This window comes from Corynebacterium sp. CMW7794 (genome assembly GCF_001563605.1).
GTDB lineage: Bacteria > Actinomycetota > Actinomycetes > Mycobacteriales > Mycobacteriaceae > Corynebacterium > Corynebacterium phoceense.
On sequence record NZ_KQ961714.1, the window covers coordinates 42,168 to 65,012 of the forward strand.

25 protein-coding genes and 3 tRNA genes are annotated in these 22,845 nt (G+C 62.4%); 15 read left to right on the top strand and 13 right to left on the bottom strand.

What is annotated here, in order from left to right; all coding sequences use genetic code 11:
* Window positions 1-251 precede the first annotated feature (251 nt).
* Window positions 252-2,348 carry a PhoX family protein gene (locus HMPREF3227_RS01835; protein ID WP_066490009.1) on the top strand — a complete coding sequence of 699 codons (2,097 nt, stop codon included), beginning with the start codon at window positions 252-254 and terminating at the stop codon, window positions 2,346-2,348.
* Between the two features lie 137 nt (window positions 2,349-2,485).
* Here HMPREF3227_RS01835 and HMPREF3227_RS01840 read toward each other — a convergent pair whose 3' ends face one another.
* Window positions 2,486-3,376, bottom strand: coding sequence for a DMT family transporter (locus tag HMPREF3227_RS01840; RefSeq protein WP_066509742.1), 891 nt, complete (start codon window positions 3,374-3,376; stop codon window positions 2,486-2,488).
* Window positions 3,377-3,379: 3 nt separating this feature from the next.
* The gene (locus HMPREF3227_RS01845) at window positions 3,380-3,805 is read right to left on the bottom strand and encodes an OsmC family protein (protein ID WP_066509966.1); all 426 of its coding nucleotides are present in this window, start codon (window positions 3,803-3,805) and stop codon (window positions 3,380-3,382) included.
* Window positions 3,806-3,837: 32 nt separating this feature from the next.
* Here HMPREF3227_RS01845 and HMPREF3227_RS01850 point away from each other — a divergent pair, with 32 nt between their 5' ends.
* Genes HMPREF3227_RS01850 through HMPREF3227_RS01860 form a run of 3 tightly spaced genes read left to right on the top strand, consistent with a single transcriptional unit; the run spans window position 3,838 to window position 7,039 of the window.
* The gene (locus tag HMPREF3227_RS01850) at window positions 3,838-5,166 is read left to right on the top strand and encodes a C1 family peptidase (protein ID WP_066509745.1); all 1,329 of its coding nucleotides are present in this window, start codon (window positions 3,838-3,840) and stop codon (window positions 5,164-5,166) included.
* A gap of 12 nt (window positions 5,167-5,178) precedes the next feature.
* On the top strand, window positions 5,179-6,492 hold the full coding sequence (locus tag HMPREF3227_RS01855) for a C1 family peptidase (protein WP_066509747.1): 1,314 nt from the start codon (window positions 5,179-5,181) through the stop codon (window positions 6,490-6,492).
* A gap of 4 nt (window positions 6,493-6,496) precedes the next feature.
* Entirely contained in the window at window positions 6,497-7,039 is a 543-nt protein-coding gene (locus HMPREF3227_RS01860; protein WP_066489968.1) for a GNAT family N-acetyltransferase, read from the top strand.
* Between the two features lie 248 nt (window positions 7,040-7,287).
* Here the strand turns inward: HMPREF3227_RS01860 and rplL are convergent, their stop codons facing one another.
* Both rplL and rplJ read right to left on the bottom strand, forming a co-directional pair.
* A complete protein-coding gene (rplL, locus tag HMPREF3227_RS01865; RefSeq protein ID WP_066490407.1) occupies window positions 7,288-7,674 on the bottom strand; it encodes a 50S ribosomal protein L7/L12 in 387 nt (128 codons plus the stop codon).
* A gap of 79 nt (window positions 7,675-7,753) precedes the next feature.
* Complete coding sequence (gene rplJ / locus HMPREF3227_RS01870) at window positions 7,754-8,275, bottom strand: 50S ribosomal protein L10 (RefSeq protein WP_066509750.1); 522 nt, start codon at window positions 8,273-8,275, stop codon at window positions 7,754-7,756.
* 375 nt (window positions 8,276-8,650) lie between these two features.
* Between rplJ and HMPREF3227_RS01875 the strand changes: the two genes are divergently transcribed.
* The 5 genes from HMPREF3227_RS01875 to HMPREF3227_RS13160 all read left to right on the top strand — a co-directional run bounded on the left by HMPREF3227_RS01875 (window position 8,651) and on the right by HMPREF3227_RS13160 (window position 10,508).
* A complete protein-coding gene (locus tag HMPREF3227_RS01875; RefSeq protein ID WP_066509753.1) occupies window positions 8,651-8,935 on the top strand; it encodes a hypothetical protein in 285 nt (94 codons plus the stop codon).
* Between the two features lie 177 nt (window positions 8,936-9,112).
* Entirely contained in the window at window positions 9,113-9,340 is a 228-nt protein-coding gene (locus HMPREF3227_RS01880) for a YgaP family membrane protein (protein ID WP_231725098.1), read from the top strand.
* Between the two features lie 28 nt (window positions 9,341-9,368).
* Window positions 9,369-9,614: a hypothetical protein gene (locus HMPREF3227_RS01885; protein WP_066489961.1), complete on the top strand. Its 246-nt coding sequence runs from the start codon at window positions 9,369-9,371 to the stop codon at window positions 9,612-9,614.
* Between the two features lie 75 nt (window positions 9,615-9,689).
* The gene (locus HMPREF3227_RS01890; protein ID WP_141681457.1) at window positions 9,690-10,157 is read left to right on the top strand and encodes a hypothetical protein; all 468 of its coding nucleotides are present in this window, start codon (window positions 9,690-9,692) and stop codon (window positions 10,155-10,157) included.
* Window positions 10,158-10,169: 12 nt separating this feature from the next.
* Window positions 10,170-10,508, top strand: coding sequence for a hypothetical protein (locus tag HMPREF3227_RS13160; RefSeq protein ID WP_141628538.1), 339 nt, complete (start codon window positions 10,170-10,172; stop codon window positions 10,506-10,508).
* Between the two features lie 27 nt (window positions 10,509-10,535).
* Here the strand turns inward: HMPREF3227_RS13160 and HMPREF3227_RS01900 are convergent, their stop codons facing one another.
* Window positions 10,536-11,057, bottom strand: a complete 522-nt coding sequence (locus HMPREF3227_RS01900; protein WP_231732305.1) for a DUF1990 domain-containing protein — start codon at window positions 11,055-11,057, stop codon at window positions 10,536-10,538.
* A gap of 80 nt (window positions 11,058-11,137) precedes the next feature.
* Complete coding sequence (locus tag HMPREF3227_RS13965; RefSeq protein ID WP_353935760.1) at window positions 11,138-11,422, bottom strand: type I restriction-modification enzyme R subunit C-terminal domain-containing protein; 285 nt, start codon at window positions 11,420-11,422, stop codon at window positions 11,138-11,140.
* A gap of 476 nt (window positions 11,423-11,898) precedes the next feature.
* On the opposite strand from HMPREF3227_RS13965, the gene HMPREF3227_RS01905 reads away from it, so the two are divergent.
* A complete protein-coding gene (locus tag HMPREF3227_RS01905; RefSeq protein ID WP_066509762.1) occupies window positions 11,899-13,671 on the top strand; it encodes an RNA-binding domain-containing protein in 1,773 nt (590 codons plus the stop codon).
* Window positions 13,672-13,833: 162 nt separating this feature from the next.
* On the opposite strand, the gene rplA is transcribed toward HMPREF3227_RS01905, so the two are convergent.
* The 7 genes from rplA to HMPREF3227_RS01940 all read right to left on the bottom strand — a co-directional run bounded on the left by rplA (window position 13,834) and on the right by HMPREF3227_RS01940 (window position 17,102).
* Window positions 13,834-14,538 (bottom strand): 50S ribosomal protein L1, encoded by a 705-nt coding sequence (gene rplA / locus HMPREF3227_RS01910; RefSeq protein WP_066509765.1) that lies wholly within the window; start codon window positions 14,536-14,538, stop codon window positions 13,834-13,836.
* 80 nt (window positions 14,539-14,618) lie between these two features.
* Entirely contained in the window at window positions 14,619-15,071 is a 453-nt protein-coding gene (gene rplK / locus HMPREF3227_RS01915) for a 50S ribosomal protein L11 (protein ID WP_066489931.1), read from the bottom strand.
* A gap of 222 nt (window positions 15,072-15,293) precedes the next feature.
* The gene (gene nusG / locus HMPREF3227_RS01920) at window positions 15,294-16,190 is read right to left on the bottom strand and encodes a transcription termination/antitermination protein NusG (protein WP_066509767.1); all 897 of its coding nucleotides are present in this window, start codon (window positions 16,188-16,190) and stop codon (window positions 15,294-15,296) included.
* Between the two features lie 108 nt (window positions 16,191-16,298).
* Window positions 16,299-16,628, bottom strand: coding sequence for a preprotein translocase subunit SecE (gene secE / locus HMPREF3227_RS01925; protein ID WP_066489927.1), 330 nt, complete (start codon window positions 16,626-16,628; stop codon window positions 16,299-16,301).
* A gap of 133 nt (window positions 16,629-16,761) precedes the next feature.
* Window positions 16,762-16,834, bottom strand: a tRNA-Trp gene (locus HMPREF3227_RS01930).
* Between the two features lie 69 nt (window positions 16,835-16,903).
* Window positions 16,904-16,975 (bottom strand) — tRNA-Met (locus tag HMPREF3227_RS01935).
* 51 nt (window positions 16,976-17,026) lie between these two features.
* Window positions 17,027-17,102: transfer RNA gene (locus tag HMPREF3227_RS01940), tRNA-Thr, on the bottom strand.
* 154 nt (window positions 17,103-17,256) lie between these two features.
* Between HMPREF3227_RS01940 and HMPREF3227_RS01945 the strand changes: the two genes are divergently transcribed.
* The 5 genes from HMPREF3227_RS01945 to HMPREF3227_RS01965 all read left to right on the top strand — a co-directional run bounded on the left by HMPREF3227_RS01945 (window position 17,257) and on the right by HMPREF3227_RS01965 (window position 22,674).
* On the top strand, window positions 17,257-18,189 hold the full coding sequence (locus HMPREF3227_RS01945) for a sugar-binding transcriptional regulator (RefSeq protein ID WP_066489924.1): 933 nt from the start codon (window positions 17,257-17,259) through the stop codon (window positions 18,187-18,189).
* Between the two features lie 116 nt (window positions 18,190-18,305).
* Window positions 18,306-19,043, top strand: coding sequence for a purine-nucleoside phosphorylase (gene deoD / locus HMPREF3227_RS01950; RefSeq protein WP_066489921.1), 738 nt, complete (start codon window positions 18,306-18,308; stop codon window positions 19,041-19,043).
* 23 nt (window positions 19,044-19,066) lie between these two features.
* Window positions 19,067-20,425, top strand: coding sequence for an MFS transporter (locus HMPREF3227_RS01955; protein ID WP_066489918.1), 1,359 nt, complete (start codon window positions 19,067-19,069; stop codon window positions 20,423-20,425).
* Window positions 20,418-21,083 (top strand): deoxyribose-phosphate aldolase, encoded by a 666-nt coding sequence (gene deoC / locus HMPREF3227_RS01960; protein WP_066489917.1) that lies wholly within the window; start codon window positions 20,418-20,420, stop codon window positions 21,081-21,083. Before HMPREF3227_RS01955 ends, deoC begins: the two co-directional genes overlap by 8 nt.
* Window position 21,084: 1 nt before the next feature.
* Window positions 21,085-22,674, top strand: coding sequence for a phospho-sugar mutase (locus HMPREF3227_RS01965; RefSeq protein WP_066509770.1), 1,590 nt, complete (start codon window positions 21,085-21,087; stop codon window positions 22,672-22,674).
* Window positions 22,675-22,845: the final 171 nt, after the last annotated feature.

Consider the following 22,845-nt stretch of genomic DNA (forward strand, 5'->3'; position numbering starts at 1 on the left):
CCCACCGCACGCCAGCACCCCGACCTGTCGCTCGAAGACGCCACGGACGAGCACATGGCCCTCGCGGATGAACTCTTCTGGCGCGAACACCAACAGAACTCACAACACTAAGACGCGGGGTTTACGGAGAATTCACGTATCCGACACCTTGTTTCCATGCGCTCGAAACTCACCCCTCCTTTAATAGATGCGTTCTACCCACGTCCCGCGCACCTCCCCACCGCGCGGGCAATAATTTTTGGAGCGCACCCATGGCCCTGCTTGGCAAGAATCTCTTTAGCAACCGTTTTACGTCCTCCCGTTCCTCGCTCACCTGCACCTACAAATGCGGTAACGCCTGCTTCGGGGAATGCGAGAACCCCTCGAGCAACGCCTACTTCGGCGACCAGTTCACTACTCCGTTCTCGCGCCGCTCCGCCCTGCGCGCCGGTGGTCTCACCGTCGTCACCGTGGGCGGCGGCGCGGCCCTGGCGGCCTGCAGCCCGGCGGAGGAGGGGGCATCGGCAGGCTCGGGCTCCACGACGACGGCAAAGGTGGAGCTCACCTCGGCCGAGGGCATGCGCTTCGAGGCCGTCCAACCGAACACCAAGGACGAGGTCGTCATCCCGGCCGGCTACGCGCAGTCCATCCTCATCGCCTGGGGCGACCCGGTCATCGAAGGCGCGCCGGAGTTCGACGTCAACAACCAGACGGCCGAGGCCGCAGAGAAGCAGTTCGGTTTCAACAATGACTTCGCGGGCCTTATCGAGCACCCGGATGACCCGAACCGCATGATCTACATGTGCTCGCACGAGTACACGACCGAGCCGATGATGTTCCCGAACTACGACGCAGACAACCCGACAGAGGAACAGGCCAAGATCGGCTGGGCAGGCCACGGCCACACCATCCTGGAGGTCTCCAAGGTCGAGGGCACCGGCGAGCTCAAGCGCGAGTTCGGCCCGCTCAACCGCCGCATCACGGGCACGACGGAATTTAAGCTGGTGGGTCCCGCCAAGGGCACCGACCTGGTAAAGACCACAGCAGACCCGGCTGGCGAGACCGTCAAGGGCACCTTCAACAACTGCTCCGGTGGTGTGACCCCGTGGAACACCATGCTCTCCGGCGAGGAGAACTTCGATCAGTACTTCGCCGCGGATGAGAACATGAAGGACGAGAAGGCGAAGAAGTCGCTCGAGCGCTTCGGCATCAAGGATCCGGAGACCGACCGCAAGTGGGAGCGCTTCGACGACCGCTTCGATGTCGCCAAGGAGCCCAACGAGCCCAACCGCTTCGGCTGGGTCGTAGAAATCAACCCGCTCGACCCGCAGTCCACCCCGATTAAGCACACTGCGCTGGGCCGCTTCAAGCACGAGGCCGGCAATATCCATATCACGAAAGACGGCACCGTCGTGTGCTACTCGGGCGATGACTCCCGCTTCGAGTACATCTACAAGTTCGTCTCCACCAAGAAATTCGAGGAAGGCAACATCGAACACAACCTCTCCATCCTCGACCACGGCACCCTCTACGTAGCCAAGCTCGAGGGCAACTCCCCGGCAGACGAGATTGACGGCTCCGGCGTCCTGCCCGAGGACGGCGCTTTCGACGGCGAGGGCACCTGGGTCAAGCTGCTCACCTCGGACACGGAGAACAACACGTTCGTCTCCCACGTCGACGGTTTTACCGCCGAAGAGGTTGCGGTCTTTACCCGCGAGGCTGCCGATGCCGTCGGTGCGACCAAGATGGACCGCCCCGAGGACATGGAGGTCCATCCGGACACGGAGAAGGTCTACGTCGCGCTCACCAATAACTCGTACCGCGGCGCGACGGGCGAGAACGCCAAGAAGAACAAGGAAGAGCCCATGGAGTGGGCACCGGTCAAAGAAAACAAGAACGGCCTCGTCATGGAGTTGACCGACGACCACGCCGGCGAATCCCTCAAGTGGAACCTCTTCCTCGTCTGCGGTGACCCGAAGGAGGCCAACACCTACTTCGGCGGCTTTGACAAGGAGAAGGTCTCCCCCATCTCCTGCCCAGATAACCTGGCCTTCGATAACCACGGCAACCTGTGGATCTCCACCGACGGCAACGCGCTCGACACCAACGACGGCCTCTACGCCGTGACCACCGAGGGCGACACCCGCGGCGAGCTCAAGTGCTTCCTCACCGTCCCCGCCGGCGCGGAGACCTGCGGCCCCATCGTCGACGACGACCGCGTCATGGTCAACGTCCAGCACCCAGGCGAAGCTGACGATGCCACCTTCGAGTCCCCCACCTCCCACTGGCCCGACGGCGGCAACTCCACCCCGCGCCCGGCCGTCGTGGTCGTTTGGAAGGAAGACGGCAAGATCGGCACCGACGCCTAAATCGACGCCTCACACCGCTCACACACAACACAAACCGCGCACCCGAATCGTCGGGTGCGCGGTGTACTGAACTTAGTGGCCTGATGACCCCACGCCGGAGGGCACACAGTTCACACAACTACAGCGCAGCGACCGGTTCAGACCAACCGAATAAGCACGACGCCCGCGAGAACGAGAGCGAGCCCCACACACTGCCGGACCGCCACGGTCTCGCCACGGGCGCACTCGATAATGACAGACCCGACCATGGAGCCCAACAGCGTGGCGACGACCGTGAGCCCCGTGCCAATCTGCGGCACGAGCGAGGCCGTGGAGAAGACGAAGAGCGCGCCCAACACTCCGCCCAGCCACATCCACCACGGATTACGCTCCCCGTGCGGACGGTCAAAGTGTGGACGCCACCGCAGCACGGCATTGATGAACAGCAACGTCGCGGTGCCAATAGCAAAGGACGCGAACGCCGCGGACAGGGCCGAGCCTGCCAGCTGCCCCAGATGCCCATTGATGGCGGCCTGGCACGCGTTCAGGCAGCCGAAGACGAAGCCGGCTATCTGCCACGGCAGCAGGCCCCAGCCTGTCTCTTGGGCGCGCGGGCGCCCCACGGTGAGCATGACGCCGGCGAGCACGATGAGCGCGCCCAGCAGGCGTACCCACGTCAGCCGAGCGACCGGCGAGCTAAACAGCCCACAGTGGTCGATGATCAGGCCCATGAGGATCTGCCCTGCGATGGGCAGCACGACGGTCTGCACCGCACCCAGGCGTGGAAAGAGCAGGATATTGCCGGTAAGAAACACCACGCCCAGGAGGCCACCGGCCCAGATCCACGGCGGGGCACCCCACGCGCCCGAGAGCCCAAAGTTCCCGCGCTGGAGCACGAGTACCGCCGTAAGCAGCGTTGCCGTGCCCACCGCAAACGAGATCATGGACGACGAGAACGGCGTGCCAGTCGACTCACGCAGGCGCGTATTAATGACAGTCTGGACCGGCACGACCAGCCCCGCCACGACGCCGAGTAGGATCCACAGCACGCGCTAAACCTTAAACGTCACGTTCGTGGGGTGCTCCACCGTGCGCGAGACGGTGCAGTCCTTGTCGTGGCTTACCTGCACCAAGCGTCCCACCATGGCCTGCGCCTGGCGCCCCTCCGGCGTATCGGGGAAGGTGACGTCGAAGGCGAGACGGACATCGGAAAGCCGGGACGCCCCGGCCTCGTTCACGCGGTCGCCCTCCGCGGTAATACGGAATGTCGAAGGCTCACCCCGGCGCGAGGTCACCACGTCCACGTCGACAGCGGTGCAGCCCGCCACCGCGGCGAGCAAGAGCTCCACGGGACTGAGCAGTCCCTCGCCCGCACCGAACTCCAGCGAGGCGCCCGCGGGGTTGGTTGCGCGGTAGTGCGTCTGGGCGAGGCGTTCGACCTCGACGCCGTAGGTTTTTACAACATTGGGTTCACTCATGCTCATCGAGCCTAGTATGTTAGAACGGTTCTATGACCCACATAACATCAGACTTACTCGCCGAGTTGCGTCACCAGGCAGTAAACGACCCGCAGCTGCACCCGGCCCGCAATGCCGTCACCCAGGTGGGCGTCGGCCGTGCCGCCCTCGATTATGACAAGCTCATCGCCGTCCAGCAGGCCACGCAGATTAAGCTCGACACCCTGCCGGTGACCAACCAGAAGCGCTCCGGGCGCTGCTGGATGTTCGCGGCGCTCAACGTCTTCCGCCACCGCGCGGCCAAGGAATTAAACGTCGAGAACTTCGAGTTTTCTTTTATCTACCTGCAGTACTTTGACAAGCTCGAGCGCGTCAACCTGGTGCTCCACGAGCTCATCGAGCACAAGGACGCTGACCTCGACGATCGCGTCGTCGCCCACATCCTGGACGACGCGAATGCGGACGGAGGCTGGTGGAACTTCTTTACCAGCCTCGTCGCCAAGTACGGCGCCGTGCCCGCCGAGGTCATGCCGGAGACCCACGCCGCCGGCGATACCCGCGAGATGAACCGCACGCTCGCCACCATCGTGCGCCGCGCCGCCCTCCAGGTTCGCGCGGGCGCGGACGCCCAGCAGGCTGCCGATGCCGCCATCGCGGACGCCCAGCGCGTCCTCGCCGTCTACCTCGGCTTCCCGCCCACCGAGTTCGAGTGGTCGTACCGTGATAAGGACACTGAGTTCCACCGCTTGACCTCGACCCCGCGCGAGTTTGCCGCGAAGTTCCTGCCGGACCTCGACGACTACGTCATGCTCGGCGCTGACCCGCGTGAAGAAGCGCAGAACAACCAGCTCTACGTCTCCACCCCTAGCCGCAACGTCCTCGAGGACGAGGGCTACACGTACCTCAATATCGACGTCACGGAACTGCGCGCCGCCGCCCGCCGCAGCCTCGAGGCAGACGAGCCCGTCTGGTTCGCGTGCGACGTCAACCGCAACTTCTCGTTCAACGACGGCGTCTGGGACGAGGGCCTTCTCGCTATCGATCTGCTCTATGGCATCGACACCTCAACGACGAAGGCCGAACGCCTCGCCTCCGGCGACTCGACGCCCACGCACGGCATGGTGCTCACCGGCTTCGATGAGGACGCAGAGGGCCGCGGCCGCTGGCGCGTGGAGAACTCCTGGGGCACGAAGGTTCACGGACCGCACCGCTCCATCGATAACAAGGAGATCCCCGGCAAGGGCTACGGCACCGCCACGGATGACTGGGTGGACAATAACGTCTTCGGCGCCATCGTACGCAAGAAATACCTCACGGAGGCTCAACTCAAGGGCCTTAAGACCCAGCCCATCGAACTGCCCATCGACGACCGGATGATCTAGGAGACCACCCTCATGAACAACGCACAACTAGATCCCCAGTCCATTGCCGCTCGCAACGCGGAACTGGCCCAGGACCCGACGCTCACGCTGCTGCGCAACGCTGCCGCTGGCACGTCGCTCGACCAGGTTCTCCTCGACCACACGCTCGCCACCGAGCTCACTCCAGCCGTGGAGACCAAGGTGGACAAGTGGTCCGCCGCCAACCAGAAGCAATCCGGCCGCTGCTGGATCTTCGCTGGCCTGAACTCCTTGCGCGGCCCTGTCATGGATACCGCCAACATCAAGGACTTCGAGTTCTCGCAGACCTACATCCACTTCTTCGACAAGCTGGAGAAGGCCAACTATTTCCTCACGGCCATGGAGGAGCTCGCAGACCGCGACATCAATGACCGCACCATCAAGCAGCTTCTCGACTCCCCCATCGATGACGGTGGCCAGTGGTCCATGTTCATTGCCATCGTCGAGAAGTACGGCGTCGTGCCGCAGTACGCCATGCCGGAGACCGCCTCCTCCAACCAGACGCGCCTGATGAACCGCAACCTCGAGACCGTCCTCCACCGCGCCGCGATGCGCCTGCGTGCGGCCGCCGAGACAGAGCGCGCCGGCATCCATGAGCAGGCGCTGCGCGACTGCTACCGCATCCTCGTCACCAACCTCGGTGTCCCGCCGGAGAACTTCGAGTGGGCTTATCGCGACAAGGACAATGAGTTCCACCGCGAGGGCACGTTTACCCCGCAGGAGTTCGCCGCACGCATGCTGCCTGCGGATCTCTCCGAGTACGTCTGCGTGGTCAACGACCCGCGCAACGCCTACGGCGAGCTCTACACCGTGGACCACCTGGGCAACGTCGTGGGCAAGGACGTCACGTACTTAAACGCCCCGAGCGATGTCCTCCGCCAGGCCGCATTCGACTCGCTGCAGGACGGCGCCGCTGTGTGGTTCGGCTGCGATACTGACCAGCAATCCAACGGCGACGCCGGTATCTGGGCTGCGAAGCTCTACGACTATGAGTCGGCCTTCGGCATCAAGCTCGACATCGACAAGGCTGACCGCCTGCGCACGCACGAGTCGCTCATGACGCACGCCATGGTGCTCACCGGCGTCGATGCCCCGAACGGCCAGCCCACCCGCTGGCGCGTGGAGAACTCCTGGGGCACGGACAAGGCCGACAAGGGCTTCTGGACCATGCGCGACGACTGGTTCGACGAGTACGTCTTTGAGATTGCCGTCCACCCGTCCCGCCTGCCGGAGGAGTACCAGAAGGCGCTCTCCAGCGAGCACGTGAATACATTGCCTGCTTGGGACCCCATGGGTGCGCTAGCATAATTTTGTGATTCGCCCCGCCCGTCCCGAGGACATTCCAGAAATCCACGAGCTCATCTGTGAGCTCGCCGACTACGAGATGGAACCAGGCGCCGTGCGCGCCACGCCCACTGACCTGGAGCGCGCCCTCTTCGGCGCGAACCCGCAGGTCTTCTGTCATGTCGCGGAGACCCCTCGGGGCGTGCATCAGGACGGCGCACGCCGCGGCGAGCACGACAGTTTCTCCACTGGCACCTCGCTCGATGGCTTCGCATTGTGGTTCATTAGCTACTCCACGTGGGAAGGCGTCCACGGCATCCACCTCGAAGACATCTTCGTGCGCGAGAATCGCCGTGGCCGCGGCATCGGCGGCGACCTCCTCCGCGCACTCGCCCGCGTCGCCCACGAGCGGGACTACGCCCGCATCGAGTGGTCCGTGCTCAAGTGGAACAAGCCAGCCATCGGCTTCTACGAGCACATCGGCGCCGAAGTCCAAGATGACTGGGATACGTACCGTCTCACCGGCAACGAGCTCAAGGCCTTCGCGCGCTCCGCTGACGCCGCGTTCTAACGCAGGTCAACCCGGCAGCGACAACCGTTTCGATTACTAGCTTCGACTCAGTCTCTGCCGGCAATCCCTGCCCGAGTTTCCCCAAACGCTCACCATCGTGACATCACTGTCGCGCTCCCCCGCCGCGCGATAAGGCCCCATCTCCTCACGGGACATCCCCACGGGCGGCAAGAAAACGGGAACGACCCCCAACCGACAGAAGTCGGTGGGGTCGTGGCATTTAAGCCACAAGTAAGTCCGAAAGGAAATTACTTGAGCTCGACGGAAGCGCCAGCCTCTTCGAGCTTAGCCTTAGCGGCCTCAGCGTCGTCCTTGGAAGCACCCTCGAGGATAGCCTTCGGAGCGGACTCAACGAGCTCCTTGGCTTCCTTCAGGCCCAGACCGGAGACGATCTCGCGGACGACCTTGATGACGCCGATCTTCTTTGCGCCAGCGTCGGTCAGAACGACGTCGAACTCGGTCTTCTCTTCCTCAGCAGCGCCGCCGGCAGCCGGGGCACCTGCAGCTGCAACTGCAACCGGAGCAGCAGCCTCAACGTCGAAGACCTCTTCGAATTCCTTGACGAACTCGGAGAGCTCGATGAGGGTCATTTCCTTGAAAGCTTCAATGAGCTCGTCCTTGGTGAGCTTAGCCATGATGGCCATCCTTTCTGTGCGGAACGCCGTGCGTTCCAAAGTGTGTGTGTTTTAATTGTGTGCGCGAGTATTCGCGACTTTAAGCCTCGGCAGCCTTCTTGTCCTGCAGGGCCGCAGCGGTGCGGACCATCTTGGTTGCAGGAGCGTTGAAGACTGCAGCAGCCTTTGCCATAGAACCCTTCATGGCACCAGCCAGCTTTGCGAGAGTGGTCTCGCGGTTGTCCAGCTCGGCGATGGCGTTGACCTGGTCGGCAGACAGTGCGTTGCCGTCCATGTAGCCACCCTTGACGACGAATGCCTTGTTATCATCAGCGAACTTCTTGATAACCTTAGCGGCATCCACTGCCTCGCCCTTAATGAACGCAATAGCGGTCGGGCCGGTCAGCAGCTCGTCAAGACCTTCGATGCCAGCTTCAGCGGCAGCGATCTTGAAGAGGGTGTTCTTGGCGACGGAGTACTCAACGTCAAAGCCGAGATTGTTACGCAGCTCCTGGAGCTGAGCAACGGTCAGACCACGGTACTCGGTGAGCACGACGGAGTTTGCACCCTCGAGCTTCTCCTTCAGAGTAGCCAGGTCAGCGGTATTCTTCGGGTTTGCCATTTTGTTCTCTCGCCTCCTTTCGAAACATCTCTTAATATTTTCCGCCGGAGCCTTTTGCACAAACAAAAAGCCCCGTGCAAGAGCACGAGGCGCACGGCTTTAAGGCCATGTAATCGCAAGTGTCTCCTGCGTGGGCCGTCCCTTTAAGCGGGAACCTTCGGCCTATTTCTAGGCGACCAACGGTCTTCGGTGAAACTTGAGCTCGACCAATCGGTCGTTCAAACTTCTGGGATTACACTACACCCGCTGCTCAAAACAACAAAATCCCGTTCCGCTGAGCCTGCCGATGCCGCCTTTACTCCACCGCCGCTCCCGCCCTGCGCTGGGCTCGTTGGAGATCATTGTCCCTACACAACCTCATATCAAGAAGCCTCCATGGCCCATACTTCGTGCCGACTCCTCGGCGTCAAAGTCAGCTGCGCAGTTACCGTGAGCACCGCCGGCATCGTGCTCGGCGTCGTGGGCGGACTGGCCGCTTACGACCTCATCGCGACGGGTATTCGCTACCGCGATGAGAGTGCAACCACTGGCCAATATGCCATCGCAGCGACGTACACGAGCTCCGCTGCCAGCCAGGCTTTCACGCTGAGCGCGCTGCCAATCGTGAACCCGCAGGGATTCTGGTACTACATCCACAACATCCTCCCGCTGCGCACATGACACAGCGCAAGTTGCGCGCAACTGCGTTGCACGACAGGCGGACGGTTGACACCGCCAAGATCACATCTCATGTGGTTCCGCCCGTTCCTCCCGCGGCCTAATCTAGATGAAGAGGTTGTCTGTACAGCATCGTTTATGTAATTCCGGCGTCTCTTTCATTCTTTAACTCTTTCTTCTGTGAAAGGTCTCGTCATACAACGCAACGAGTCCATCACTGATCGCTCCGTACGCGGCGCAGGCGCCGTTGTCGCTTTCTTGCTTGCGTTCTTCGCAGTCAAGCCCAAGAGCCCAGCAGGAATCGCACTCATCGTCATGGGCACCATCCTCGGTGCCACCGCAGCACTGGGCTTCTGCCCGCTTTACAGGCCCTTTGGCCTCAACACCTGCCCCATCAATCAGCGTTAAACCCACCCCTCACGAAAGGCTCATTCTCATGCGACGCATCTCTCAAGCGCTTACCGCTACCATGCTGGCCACTGCACTCACGGTCTCATCGCCAGCGCTCGCGCATGCACAGACTGCCCCTGTTATCCAGTCCGTAGAGCTCAAGGCCGACAACGACGCAAGCTCAGCCGCCAAAGACACGGCCATCGGTATCGTTGCCGCCATTCTTTTCATCGGCGCGCTCTTTTTGGGCGCCCACGCGAATAACGCCATGCTCGCTCGTAACGCTCAGTAAATCTTCACGCTACAGCCGGTTCACCCAGCTGGCTCGACCACGTCTCTCCCATCTCGCATCTTTCAAGGACCTTCCATGTCACTTCATCTCCCCCGCCGTATCACACTGCTTGTAGCTGCAATGACCGCCACGGCAAGCCTCACCACCACCGTCGTAGCTCCGGCTCCGACAGCCATCGCAGTAGAGGCGCACGCATACGCCACCGTAGAGGCAGCCCAGACCGCCGCGCACCAGGAGGCAGGCACGTCGCCCCAGACTGACGGCAAGAAGTCGGATGAGAGCTCAGACGGAAGTTCCGAGGCCGGTGCCGTCATCGGTTATGTTCTCCTCGGCCTCGTTGTCATGGACGTCTCGCTTAGCGGTCTGGCCTACAACACGTGCTACGCCGGCAACCCCGATGCCCAGTGCGACATCAGGTCGCTCACCAGCAGCTTCATCGGCTCGAGTCTGCTTGGCGGCTATAGCCTCGTCTCGGGTCTCGCCACGATGGCCAATGACTCGCTCGCTGCCAGCTCCTCGCGTCTCGGACTCGGCGCGCGCTAAAAAGGACCCCGCATGCACTACTCCTCACGCTTCGTCGCGGTCGCGACCGCCACAGCACTCGCATTAACCGTCCCCACGGCCACGGCCGACGACTCCTCCGAGAATTCCTCGAACGCCACAGGCACGCTGGGCATCCTCTCCGCAGGAGGCACTCTCATCGGAGTCATGCTGTCCTCAGTAAGCCGCCAATCCGCGTGTATGCAAGGCAACCAGGACGCCTGCGGTTCTTCCCTTTTAGAGCTAAGCTCGGCAGGCATGCCTCTCTCATCCGCAGCGATCAAGCCTGCTGTTGAGGGGATTGTCGCAGCCCGGGCACAACTGGAGAAACTCTCGTCCTCATTCCCACGCTGACGCGTGGCTCGAACCGCTGTCCCTTCGTTATTCCTGCTTCGCCATGCCCGCGAGATAGCGCCGGGTGATGAGGCTCTGAGCGGCTGCCGCGAGGTGCGGGGCCAGCCGCGCGAACCAGCGCTCGGGGCGGGAAAACGCGACACACCTGCCTACGACACTGCCATCGGCGCGATGCTCGATGAGGAACGCCTCTTCGCCACACTCGACGTGCCCGGGCAGCGTCCCGTAGACCAACGCGGTGCGCTGCGGCGTGCGCTCGACATGCAGAATGCGGCACGGCGAGAGCGTCGGACCCACGCGTAGCCACACCACGTCTGGGTCCACAGGATCGCGGCGCACGCGCACCCCGGCATATCGGTGCGCACGAAACTCAAGCAGGTTCGCACTCGCACGCTGGAAGCACTCCTCCCCTGTTCCCAGGACGCGTGACTCATCGACCGCACGCCACGACGCGTTAAGTCCGAGTTCCTCGCGCATCCCGCCGTCGGCGAGAACTAGGCTCGATAGACGCAGATCAGGCGGATACGACATCGAAGATGTTGCTGCCATACCCACGAGTATCCCATACGAGATTAGACACTTTCGAGCTACGGCGTGCCGAACACGGTAGGAAAGTACAAACGCATCCATCAACTCAACGCACCTACGAAACCGCCTCCGCGCTGCGCGTTAGCTGGCGGATTCCCTGTCCGATGGCGCGCGCACCGCATTGTCCGGAAAATGTCGACCACGTTGCCATATTCATCAAACGGTGGCCGCGTTAGCTCTGCTGTCTCAAGAACACCATTGCGCGCAATGTAACCCACCAGCAGATCCACGAATTGAATCTGCACAGAATTCAGCGTGGTATCTGCCGGCACGGCAGAACATTCAGCGCGCACGGCCGGTTCATCCATCCCCACGATTCCGCGCAAAAGCCTCCTATCGACTCATCGACATGAAAATCACGCAGTTGCTCAGCGCCGTCAACGTGGCAATCCACCACATCAATGGACTTGACCCCGTAGCCACGTGCCCCACCACAGATTCGAGCACGAAGCGCGCTTGGAACACGGAACCGCGCGGATTAGTGAGTGCATTTCACTCAACCAATCGGCAGTCGTTAAGCAGGTTCGGCCACACCACGCCGATAAAGCCGAAGTTGCTGGATCGGGGTGTTCCACCACTCATCGTCGCCACGGCGCTCCAGTTCCTCTCTACTAGTTCCGCATCTCATACTGCTTGGTTACAACCATTATGGTGTCTTTTCCGGCGAAAAGAACGCCATTTCACCATCCAACTCGATTTACAACCGTACTGAATTCGTACTGAATTTTCAGCACAATATTTCAGTCACATTTCAATCATATTTCAGTACGATTTCCGATCAAACTTGGGTACACTGCTCCCCATGAGCATCATCGACGTCCCAGAACTCATTGCGCTCCTCCGCGATACGCAAAATGATACGTGGAATGTCGAGGCCAAAGAAGCCTCTCACCAGATTCCCGAATCAATTGACGAGACTCTCTGCGCCTTCGCCAATATGCCAGACGGCGGCACACTCATCCTCGGGGTCGCTGAAAATGGTGGCGCTTTTGATGTCACTGGAGTCTGGGATCCGAAAGCCGCACAGTCCGCAATCGCTTCAAAGGCCCGCGAGCGAATCACGCCGCCCTTGCAACTCGGTGCAGTTGAGGTGACCATCGTGGAGGGGAAACCCGTCGTTGCTGCGATTGTTCCTCCCCAGCCTTCAGAGCATCGTCCCTTCCGCGTCGGTAAGTTTGGCAAGGCCTACATTCGTTCCGGCGACGGCGACTACGACTTATCGCCTCAAGAAGAGCTTTTCTTGGTCGGTGAGCGGCAGCAACCACACGCGGATCGCACACCAGTCGAGGGGGCCACGGTTCAACACGACTTGGTAGACGACCTGCTCCAGCAATACCTCAGCGCGAAAAAGCGTGACTCTCGCCGGCTGCGTGACCTCGACGAACGCACGCTCCACATCCGCACCAACGTTATTGACCCGGACACTGGTTTCGTCACGACTGCAGCCCTTTACGCCTTCGGCGAGCAGCCGCAGCAGTTCCTACCCAACCTCGTGGTCAAAGCTCGCGCCATCAATCCCCAGGTCGACACTGCTCAACGGCTCACCGATCGTCGCGAATTCACGGGTCCCGTACCGGACCTCCTTGACTCGGCAAGGGAATGGGTCTCTGCGCAGCTACGCGTCGGAGTAACCTTCCGCGATGGCAACGGGATCGATGTACCTGAGCTCCCTCCGATCGCCATTCGCGAGATCATCGCCAATGCCCTGGTTCACCGCGATCTTTCCGCTGCAAGTTACGGCATGTATACGCAGCTCATCAAGCAGCCCACCAAGCTCATTGTGGAAAGCCCCGGCGGATTGTGGGGCATCACCAAAAATCAGCTCGGCTACACCTCCCCTCGCGCCCGTAACGCGATCCTCTATTCCATGTGCGCCGCCCTCACAACCGACAATGGATACCGCGTTATCGAGGCTCAAGCTACTGGCATTCCTGCAGCTCGTGCCGCCCTTGCAGAGGCTTTCCTCCCCGCCCCGCACTTCGACGATCAGATTACTAAGTTCACCGCTATTCTCACCTCTTCGTCACTTCTCAGCGATACCGACCTTCGTTGGCTTGGGCAGCTCCCCGGCTCAGACACCCTATCCGTCGCTCAAAAGCACGCTCTCATCGCTATGCGTCACGGCGAGGAGATCACCAATAGCAGCTATCGAAGCGCCTTCCCCATGGACTCCGTTAATGCCCGCGCCGAGCTTCAGCAATTGGTGAAATACGGGCTTGCCGATGCCGCCGGCTCTGGCCGTGGCACCACCTACAGGGCCCCATCCGACAATGACGAAGCCCTAATCGAAACCGTGGCTTCCGGTGCCGCTCAGGCTGCCGCAGCTTCCGCCGACGACCATGCCAAGCGCAGCACATACCTGTCTGCAGCCGAGAAAGACAAGCGCATCTTGGCAGCGTTACGTGCCGCGCAGCACGGGCTCACGCGCAAAGAGCTGGAGCGCGAAACAGGCCTAACTCGAGGGCAAATCAATCCGAGAATTGCAAAACTGAGCGAGAAAGAAATGATACGTAAGACGCCATCCAAATCCGACTCGCGCTCCCAGATTTACTCCATTGGTCCAAGAGAATTTTAGAATACCAGTTTGGGCCTTCCCTCTAGTCATCGATAAGCACTTGAGGTCCTGACTGCATGGCATGGTTGCGGGCCTTCGGCTAGCGGGGGCATCGGCAAGCTCATACACAAGCGCCCAGCCACCGTGAGGTGACTGGGCGCTTAAAAGAAGTGCGCTTAGAAATTAAGCGGTGTAATCCTTGGTGACGGACGCGTCGACCGGGATGCCCGGGCCGGAGGTCGTGGTCATGGTGACCTTCTTGACGTAGATGCCCTTGGAGGAGGACGGCTTCAGACGCAGGATCTCGTCGTAGAGAGCGCCGTAGTTCTCAGCCAGCTTCTCGGCGTCGAAGGATGCCTTGCCGATGATGGCATGCAGGTTGGAAGCCTTCTCCACACGGAAGGAGATCTTGCCGCCCTTGACGTCGGCGACAGCCTTGGTGACGTCAGCGGTAACGGTGCCGGTCTTCGGGTTCGGCATGAGACCACGCGGGCCGAGGACGCGGGCCACGCGGCCGACCTTGGCCATCTGGTCCGGGGTAGCGATGGCGACATCGAAGTCGATGTGGCCCTCGTTGATGGCCTCGATCAGCTCGGCGGTACCGACGATGTCGGCGCCAGCAGCCTTGGCCTCATCAGCCTTCGGGCCCTCGGCAAAGACGGCAACGCGGACGTCCTTACCGGTGCCGTTCGGCAGGGAGACGGTGCCGCGAACGAGCTGGTCAGCCTTGCGCGGGTCAACGCCGAGGCGGAAGACGATGTCAACGGTGGCGTCGTAGTTCTTGGAGGAGGTCTCCTTGGCCAGCTTCGCGGCCTCGAGCGGGGAGTACAGGCGGGACTTGTCGACCAGTTCGGCCGCAGCCTTGTAAGCCTTAGAGTTGGTGCTCATTTAAGCAATTCCTTTTCGTGGATTGTTGTGGTCTGTGCGGGCCGAAAGCTGGCCCTGCCACATGAAGTTGTTGGAGGTTTTTACTGCGGCATGTCGGCCGGAGCACCCTCGACGGTAATACCCATGGAGCGGGCGGTACCGGCGATGATGCGGGCAGCGTTCTCGATGTCGCGAGCGTTGAGGTCCTCGAACTTGGTCTGGCCGATCTCCTTGCACTGATCCCAGGTCACAGAAGCAACCTTGGTGGTGTGCGGGGTGCCGGAGCCCTTCTTCACGCCTGCGGCCTTGAGCAGCAGCTTGGCTGCCGGCGGGGTCTTCAGCTTGAAATCGAAGGAGCGATCCTCGTAGACGGTAATCTCAACCGGGACCACGTTGCCGCGCTGGGATTCCGTTGCAGCGTTGTACGCCTTGCAGAATTCCATGATGTTGACGCCGTGGGCACCCAGTGCCGGGCCGACCGGCGGAGCCGGGTTAGCGGCGCCAGCTTCGATCTGCAGCTTGATGAAGCCAGTAACCTTCTTCTTCGGAGCCATCGAATTACCTCAATTCCTGTGTTACCGGCACCCGCCACGATGAATAACGGGCACCGTCCGGATGCCTGCTTTCGCAGGCCACCGGGGATAAACGATTTACTACGCGCGCAAAAAGCGCACGGTGTTCCATTTTAGAACACCGTGCGTCTGGGACAAAATCGCGTTTGCGCAGGTCGCCGCTTACGCGGCGAGAGTCAAACGAGAGCTCGCTTCCGGACTCGCTTAGGAGATGCGCTCGATTTCGTTCGGGGAGAGCTCGACCGGGGTCTCGCGACCGAAGATGGACACGAGGCCCTGCATCTTGCCGGTCTCCGGGTCGATCTCGGAGATAGTCGCGGAAACCGAAGCCAGTGGACCAGCCAGGATGGTGACGGCCTCGCCCACCTGGAAGTCGTGGTTGAGCTTCGGCGCAGCCGTCTCCTCCGGCATGGCGATGACCTGCTCGCCGTCGGCGGTGGCGGCAGCGGCCTCGCCGGTCGTAGTCGGAGCGACCTGCGGCATGAGGAACTTGGCTACGTCGCGCGGCTTGACCGGGGTGGCGTTGCCCTCGTTGCCCACGAAAGAGGTGACACCCGGGGTGTCGCGAACGACGGACCAAACAGCGTCGTTGATATCCATGCGGACGAGGACGTAACCCGGCAGCAGCTTGTGCTTGACGATCTTCTTCTTGCCGTCCTTGAGCTCCATGCGCTGCTCGATAGGAACGACAACCTCGTAGAGGGAGTCCTCGACCTCAAGGGTCTGGGCACGCATGTCGAGGTTGGTCTTCACCTTGTTCTCGTAACCCGAGTAGCACTGGATGATGTACCACTGGCCCGGCTGCTTTTTCAGCTCGCGGGTGAACGCACGCAGGCGCGTCTTGTACTCGCTGTCGTCCTCAGCGGCAGCCTCGGCGCCGACGGCTGCGGCTGCCTCCTCGGCGGTAGCGGGGGCATCGGCAGCCTCAGCGGGCGTCTCGGCGTCTGCGGACTCTGCAGCTTCAGCGGCCTCGGCAGCTTCTGCCTCAGCGGCGGCCTGGGCCTGGGCGGTCTGGGCCTGGGCGGCCTGCAGATCGTCTTCGAAGCTCGTGCTCTCCGTAGTGGTTTCAGCAGTGTTGTCGGTGGTGTTCTCTTCGCTCATGGGGTGAGTCTCTCCTCTGCGTGCGGGCGTGTACTGCCCAGGGTAATGAATAATCCCGCCGTCCGGACCGGACAGCGGGATGATGAAGTCACTATGCAAGCAGTCTACCTAAGGGGCAAGGACTGCTTCAACTCCCAGGCCGGTGAGCGAATCCACGCCCCACACAAGCGCCGTGAGAACGATGAGGAAGAGGAAGGTAATGAGCGTGTACTGCACCATTTCCTTCGCCGTGGGCCACACGACTTTCTTCATCTCAGAAACGACTTCGCCTGGGAACGCGGCGACGCCGCCGCCCGGCTTTTCGTCCTTCTCCGCCGCGGCGCGCTCCACGCGCTTGTTCTCATAAGCGGCAGAGGACGTGGTCGTCGCCGCGCCGGAGAGCTGGCGCTTGCCGGTCGGGCGGGCTGCGCCGGACTGCGGCTGCTGCTCATCACTCATGGGTGAGATGTCCTCCTGGATTGAAAACCTATAACTTTGTCAACTCTAGCAAAGCTGATAGGAGCGTGAATAATTCCCGCGCGGTCAATAAAAAGCAAAGAACCCGGCGCGTGGCCGGGTTCTTTGCGTTCTGCAGGGGCGACAGGACTCGAACCTGCAACCTACGGTTTTGGAGACCGTTGCGCTACCAATTGCGCCACGCCCCTCTGGGCTTGTAGAAGTTGACTCTAGCAGAGCCCATGGCCCCTGCCCCCGCGTGCGGGGAAAGAAACCTGTAGCGATGGCGAGAATTGAACTCGCGACACAGCGATTATGAGTCGCTTGCTCTACCACTGAGCTACACCGCCATATTCACTTAGAACTCCACGCCCTGGGCCCGGATGAACCCTAGACATGAATGGAGCCCCCTGACAGAATCGAACTGTCGACCTTTTCCTTACCATGGAAACGCTCTGCCGACTGAGCTAAGGGGGCACATCCTCGCCGTTGAAGCTGTGCGATATTTCGCGTGCTCTCCGTTGCGGACTTAGAAAGAGTAACCCACTTTCTTCTCGTTACACAAATCCGCTGTACAGGACGGAAAATATCGGTTTTTAGCCGCCTGTATGCGGTGTGCTTGAATGGATTTATGTTGGATGACAAAGACCGGCAATCAATCGACGCGGCGAAGCTCTATTACGGTTCCGGCCTCTCCCAGGCCGAGGTTGCCGCACGCCTGGGCTTGTCCCGCCCCACCGTCTCCAAACTGTTGGGCCACGCGCTCGAGCGCGGCTTTGTCACCATCACCATCCACGATCCCCGCGAGCGTTCTGACGAACTCGTCGCCCAGCTCACCGCGCGCTTTAAGCTTGCCGATGCCCGCGTGGTCACCACCCCAGCCGGCGGCACCCTCCTCACGGACCTGGGCAGCGCCGGCGCCACGCTCCTCGAGGAACTCGTCCACGACGGCATGACGGTGGGCCTGTCCTGGGGCACGACGATGTGCGCCGTCTCGGAGCATTTGCGCCAGCTACCCCTCCAGGGCGTGCGCGTGGTGCAGCTCAAGGGCGGGCACTCCCACTCGGAACGTTCGACACGCGACATGGAGACCATGCGCGCTTTCGCCCGCGCCTTCAACGCAACGACGGAGCTCCTCCCGCTGCCCGTGATCTTCGACTCCGCAGAAGCCAAGGACTGGGTGACGCGCGACCGTCACATCGCGAGCGTCCTCGAGCTGGGCCGCAGCGTGGACCTTGCCGTCTTTACCGCCGGCGCCATCGCCCCCGAGTCGCTCGCGCTCAACCTGGGCTATCTCTCTGCCGCGGAGACGCAGGAGATCTTGGACCACGCCGTGGGCGACGTGTGCTCGCGCTTCTTCACGCGCACCGGGAACATCGCGGCGCCTGACGTCGACGCACGCACCGTGGGCATCACGCTCGCCGATCTCAAGGGCCGGCCCACCCGCATCCTCGTGGCCGGCGGCGCCGAAAAAGCCCAGGCCATCCGCATTGCCTTGGAGATGGGACTGGCCACCCACCTCGTCATCGATCATCAGACGGCGCAGCGGGTGCTCGACCTGTGACGCACACGCTGCACAACTGTCAATTTAGCTATTGACATTCGTTCTCCACGGTCTAGGCTTGAAGGTGACAGTACTTCTACTTCACCCCGCGTGATCGACTCAAGGAGACACACATCATGGCCGCTTTGCACAGCACCGAAGGTCTTTCCACCCCGCACATCAACCCCAAGGGCGTCGACATCGCAGACACCATTCTGCTGCCCGGCGATCCCCTCCGTGCCAAGTTCATCGCAGACACCTTCCTCGAAGACGTCGTCCAGTTCAACGAGGTACGCAACATCCTGGGCTTTACCGGCACCTACCAGGGCACGCCGGTCTCCGTCATGGGCACCGGCATGGGCATGCCCTCCATCGGCATTTACTCCTGGGAACTCATCCACACTTTCGGCGTGAAGAACCTCGTCCGCGTCGGTTCCATCGGCGCCATGCAGGAAAACATCGACCTCCACGACGTCATCGTCGCCGCCTCCGCCTCCACCGATTCCAACTTCCTGTCGCAGTACAACCTGCCCGGCACCTGGGCGCCCACCGCCTCGTGGCGCCTGCTCAAGGGCCTCGTCGATGAGGCCGAGCGCCAGGACGCCCGCATCCACGTGGGCAACATCTTGAGCTCCGACATTTTCTACAACTTTGACGACTCCGTCAACGCCCGCTGGGCCGCCATGGGTGTCCTCGGCGTCGAGATGGAATCCGCCGCCCTCTACGCCACCGCCGCCGAAGCCGGCGTCGACGCCCTCGGCCTCTTCACCGTCTCGGACAACCTCGTCTCCGACACGCACCTGTCCGCCGAGGAGCGCCAGACGGCCTTCCACACGATGATGAAGCTCGCCCTCCCGCTCGCAGCCCTCTCCTAGCCTTCCGCCTTCAAGGGAAAACCATGTCCAACGTGCAAACCACCCCGGACGGCACTCGGGTCAATCCCAAGGCCGCCGTCCCCATCCTGCTCTTTGTCTTCGTCTTCTCGCTCGTCATTGACAACGGCTTTAAGACGATGACCATGCCCATGGCTGCGGGCCTGGGCATCTCCGATAACACCGCGAGCCTCCAGGCCTCGCTCGCCGGCGTCATCATCGGCATCGGCGCCGTCGTCTACTCGGCGCTCGCGGACTCCATCTCCATCCGCAAGCTCATGCTCACCGGCGTCATCCTCATCGCCGTGGGCTCGGCCATCGGCTTTATCTTCTCCGGCTCGTGGCCCATGGTCCTTGCCGGCCGCCTCATCCAGACCACCGGCCTCGCCGCGGCGGAGACTCTCTACGTCATCTACGTCACCAAGCACCTGAGCGAAGACGACCAGAAGACCTACCTCGGTTTCTCCACCGCCGCTTTCCAGGCCGGCCTGCTCATCGGCGCGCTGACCTCCGGCTTCGTGTCCACGTATATCTCGTGGACCGCGATGTTCCTCATCCCGCTCGTCCTCCTGCTCACCATCCCGCCGATCATCAAGATGGTTCCGGAGGACGAGGCCGTGGAGGGCCACCTCGATGCCCTCGGCCTGTTCTACATCGCGCTGTTCGCGACCTCGCTCATCATGTTCACCCAGGCGTTCAAGCCCCTGTGGCTCATCCCCACCGTGCTGGGCGTCGTCCTCTTTGCCGTCCACATCCGCCACGCACACTACCCGGTCGTAACCACGGAGTTCTTCACCAACGGCCGCTACATCTGGACCATCGTCATGGTCTTCTTCGTCTACTCCACGCAGATGGGTTACATCTTCCTGCTGCCCTACGCGGCCCAGGATTACCACGGTCTGAGCATTGACGAAGCCAGCCTGCTCATGATCCCGGGCTACGTGTGCGCCATCCTCGTGGGCATCTTCTCCGGCAAGATCGGCCACGTCATATCCTCGCGCGCCACGGTGTACACCGGCATGGCCATGATCATCGGCTCGCTCATCATCAATGCTCTTTTCGCCCACGCCCATATCGCGGTCCTCGTCGTTACCACCATCGCGTTCGCCTCCGGCTTCGCGCTGCAGTACGCGCCGCTGGTCAACACGGCTTTGCGCAACATCACCGCGCAGAAGTCCGGCATCGCCATCGGTTTCTACAACCTCACCATCAACATCGCCATCCCGCTGGGCATCGCGTACACCGCGAAGCTGCTCGATGCGACCGAGGGCTACACCACCGCGCTGTGGGTGCTCTCTGCCGTCGCCGCCCTCGGCGCCATCATCTACGTCCTCAGCGACCAGGCTATGGCTAAAAACGAATCTAAGGAGTCCCTCCATGTCTAACCAGATTGCACAGCTCATCGACCACACCCTCCTCAAGCCCGAGGCCACCGCGGACCAGGTCAAGGACCTCATCAAGGAGGCCGCCGAGCTCGGCACCTACTCCGTGTGCATCTCGCCCTCCCAGCTGCCCGTTGAGGTCCCCGAGGGCCTCCACGTCGCCACCGTCGTCGGCTTCCCGTCCGGCGCCGTGAAGTCCGAGATCAAGGCCGCCGAGGCTGCCCGCGCCGTCCAGGACGGCGCCGAGGAAGTCGACATGGTCATCAACATTCCGCTCGCCGTCGAGGGCCGCTTCGACGAGCTGCAGGCCGATATCCAGGCCGTGCGCGACGCCATCCCCGGTAAGGTCCTCAAGGTCATCCTCGAAACCGCCGCGCTTTCCGATGCCGCCATTGAGGGCGCTTGCCGCGCCGCCGAGGCCGCAGGGGCCGACTTCGTGAAGACCTCCACCGGCTTCCACCCGGCCGGTGGTGCCAGCGTTCACGCCATCGAGATCATGCAGGCCACCGTGGGCGGCCGCCTGGGTATTAAGGCTTCCGGTGGTATCCGCACGGCTGCCGATGCCCTCGCCATGGTCAACGCCGGTGCCACCCGCCTGGGCCTGTCCGCGTCGAAGAAGATCCTCACAGAATTCGCAGCACAGGACGCACAGGAGGCATAAAATGCCCATCTCCGAAGAGCTTCTCACCACCGCCTGCACCTGGGCCGAGCACGACCCGGACCCGGAAACCCGCGACCAGATCAACGCGTGGATCGCTGCCGAAGACGCTGAGGCTCTCGCCGCCGCCTTTGCCGGTCCCCTCGCCTTCGGCACCGCCGGCCTGCGCGCCGCCGTGGGCGCGGGCGAGTCCCGCATGAACCGCGCCGTCGTCATCCGCACGACCCACGGCCTCGTGACGTGGCTCAAGAACCAGGTCGACACTCCTAAGGTCGTCATCGGCTGCGATGCTCGCCACGGCTCCGCACAGTTCCAGCAGGACGCCGCCGAGGTCATCTCCGCCGCGGGCGGCCAAGCCCTCGTCCTCCCCGCGAAGAACCCGACGCCGCTCACAGCCTTTACGGTCAAGGCGCTCGGCGCCGACGCCGGCATCATGGTCACCGCCTCGCACAACCCGCCAGCGGATAACGGCTACAAGGTCTACCTTGGTGGCCGCGTCGCCACCGGTGACGCGGAGGGCGTCCAGCTCGTCTCCCCCGCCGACACGGAGATCGCCGCCGCCATCGCCGCGGCGCCCTGTGCGGACGAGGTCGCCCGCGACGACGCCCGCATCGAGCACGTCGACACGCGCGCTGAATACCTCGCTCGTGCCGCCATGCTCGTCGGCCCCAACACGGATGTCACCATCGCACTCACCGCCATGCACGGCGTCGGCGCGACCCTCGGCGAGGCGCTGCTCACCCGGTGCGGATTCACTGTCTCCCTCGTGCCCGAGCAGGCCGAGCCGGACCCAGACTTCCCGACGGTCTCCTTCCCGAACCCCGAGGAGCCCGGCGCCCTCGACTTGGGCAAGGCACACGCGAAGAAGATCGGTGCCGACATCCTCATCGCCTACGACCCGGACGCTGACCGCTGCGCGGCTGCGGTTCCCGACGCCGCCGCCGAGGGCGGCTGGCGGCAGCTCACCGGCGACGAGACTGGCGCCCTCCTGGGCGATTACCTCGCCCGCCGCGGCGTCCCCGAAGGCGCCTCGTTCGCCAACTCGCTCGTGTCGTCCCGCCTGCTTGGCCGTGTCGCCGCGCATTACGGCATCCACCACGAGGAAACTCTCACGGGCTTCAAGTGGATCGCCCGCACGCCGAGCCTCGCGTTCGGTTACGAGGAAGCCATCGGGTTCTGCCCCGACCCGCAGGCCGTGCGCGACAAGGACGGCATAGCGACTTCTGTCGTGCTCGCCAGCCTCGCCGCCGAATGCAAGACCGCCGGCATCACGTTGCTCGACCGTCTCGCCGAGATTCACGAGACCGTGGGGGCACTCTACACGCAGCCGCTCACCTTCCGCGTCGAGGATCTCAGCATCATCTCCACCGCGATGGAGAAGGTTTCCACGACCCCGCCCACCGAGCTGGCCGGCTCCCCCATCGCCAAGGTCGAGAAGTTCGCCCAGGGTTCGAAGTTCTTCACGGAGAACGATGACCGTGTCATCGTCCGCCCGTCCGGCACCGAGCCCAAGCTCAAGTGCTACCTCGAGTCCCCCGACCGCGAGCGCCTCGACGCCATCGCCGCAGATCTGCGCGAGTACTTCGGCATCTAACGTCCTCGCATAAAATCCCCGGCTCTCGCCGGGGATTTTATGCGTCTAGGTCGCTCGTCAACTCCGAAATCCATTGCCGGGCCTCGGCTAAGCACTAAAGCGTTGAGCTCATCACGGAGTTCGGTATCAACGCGGATAGTCGTCATGGTCATACAAAAGTATGACTCTGTC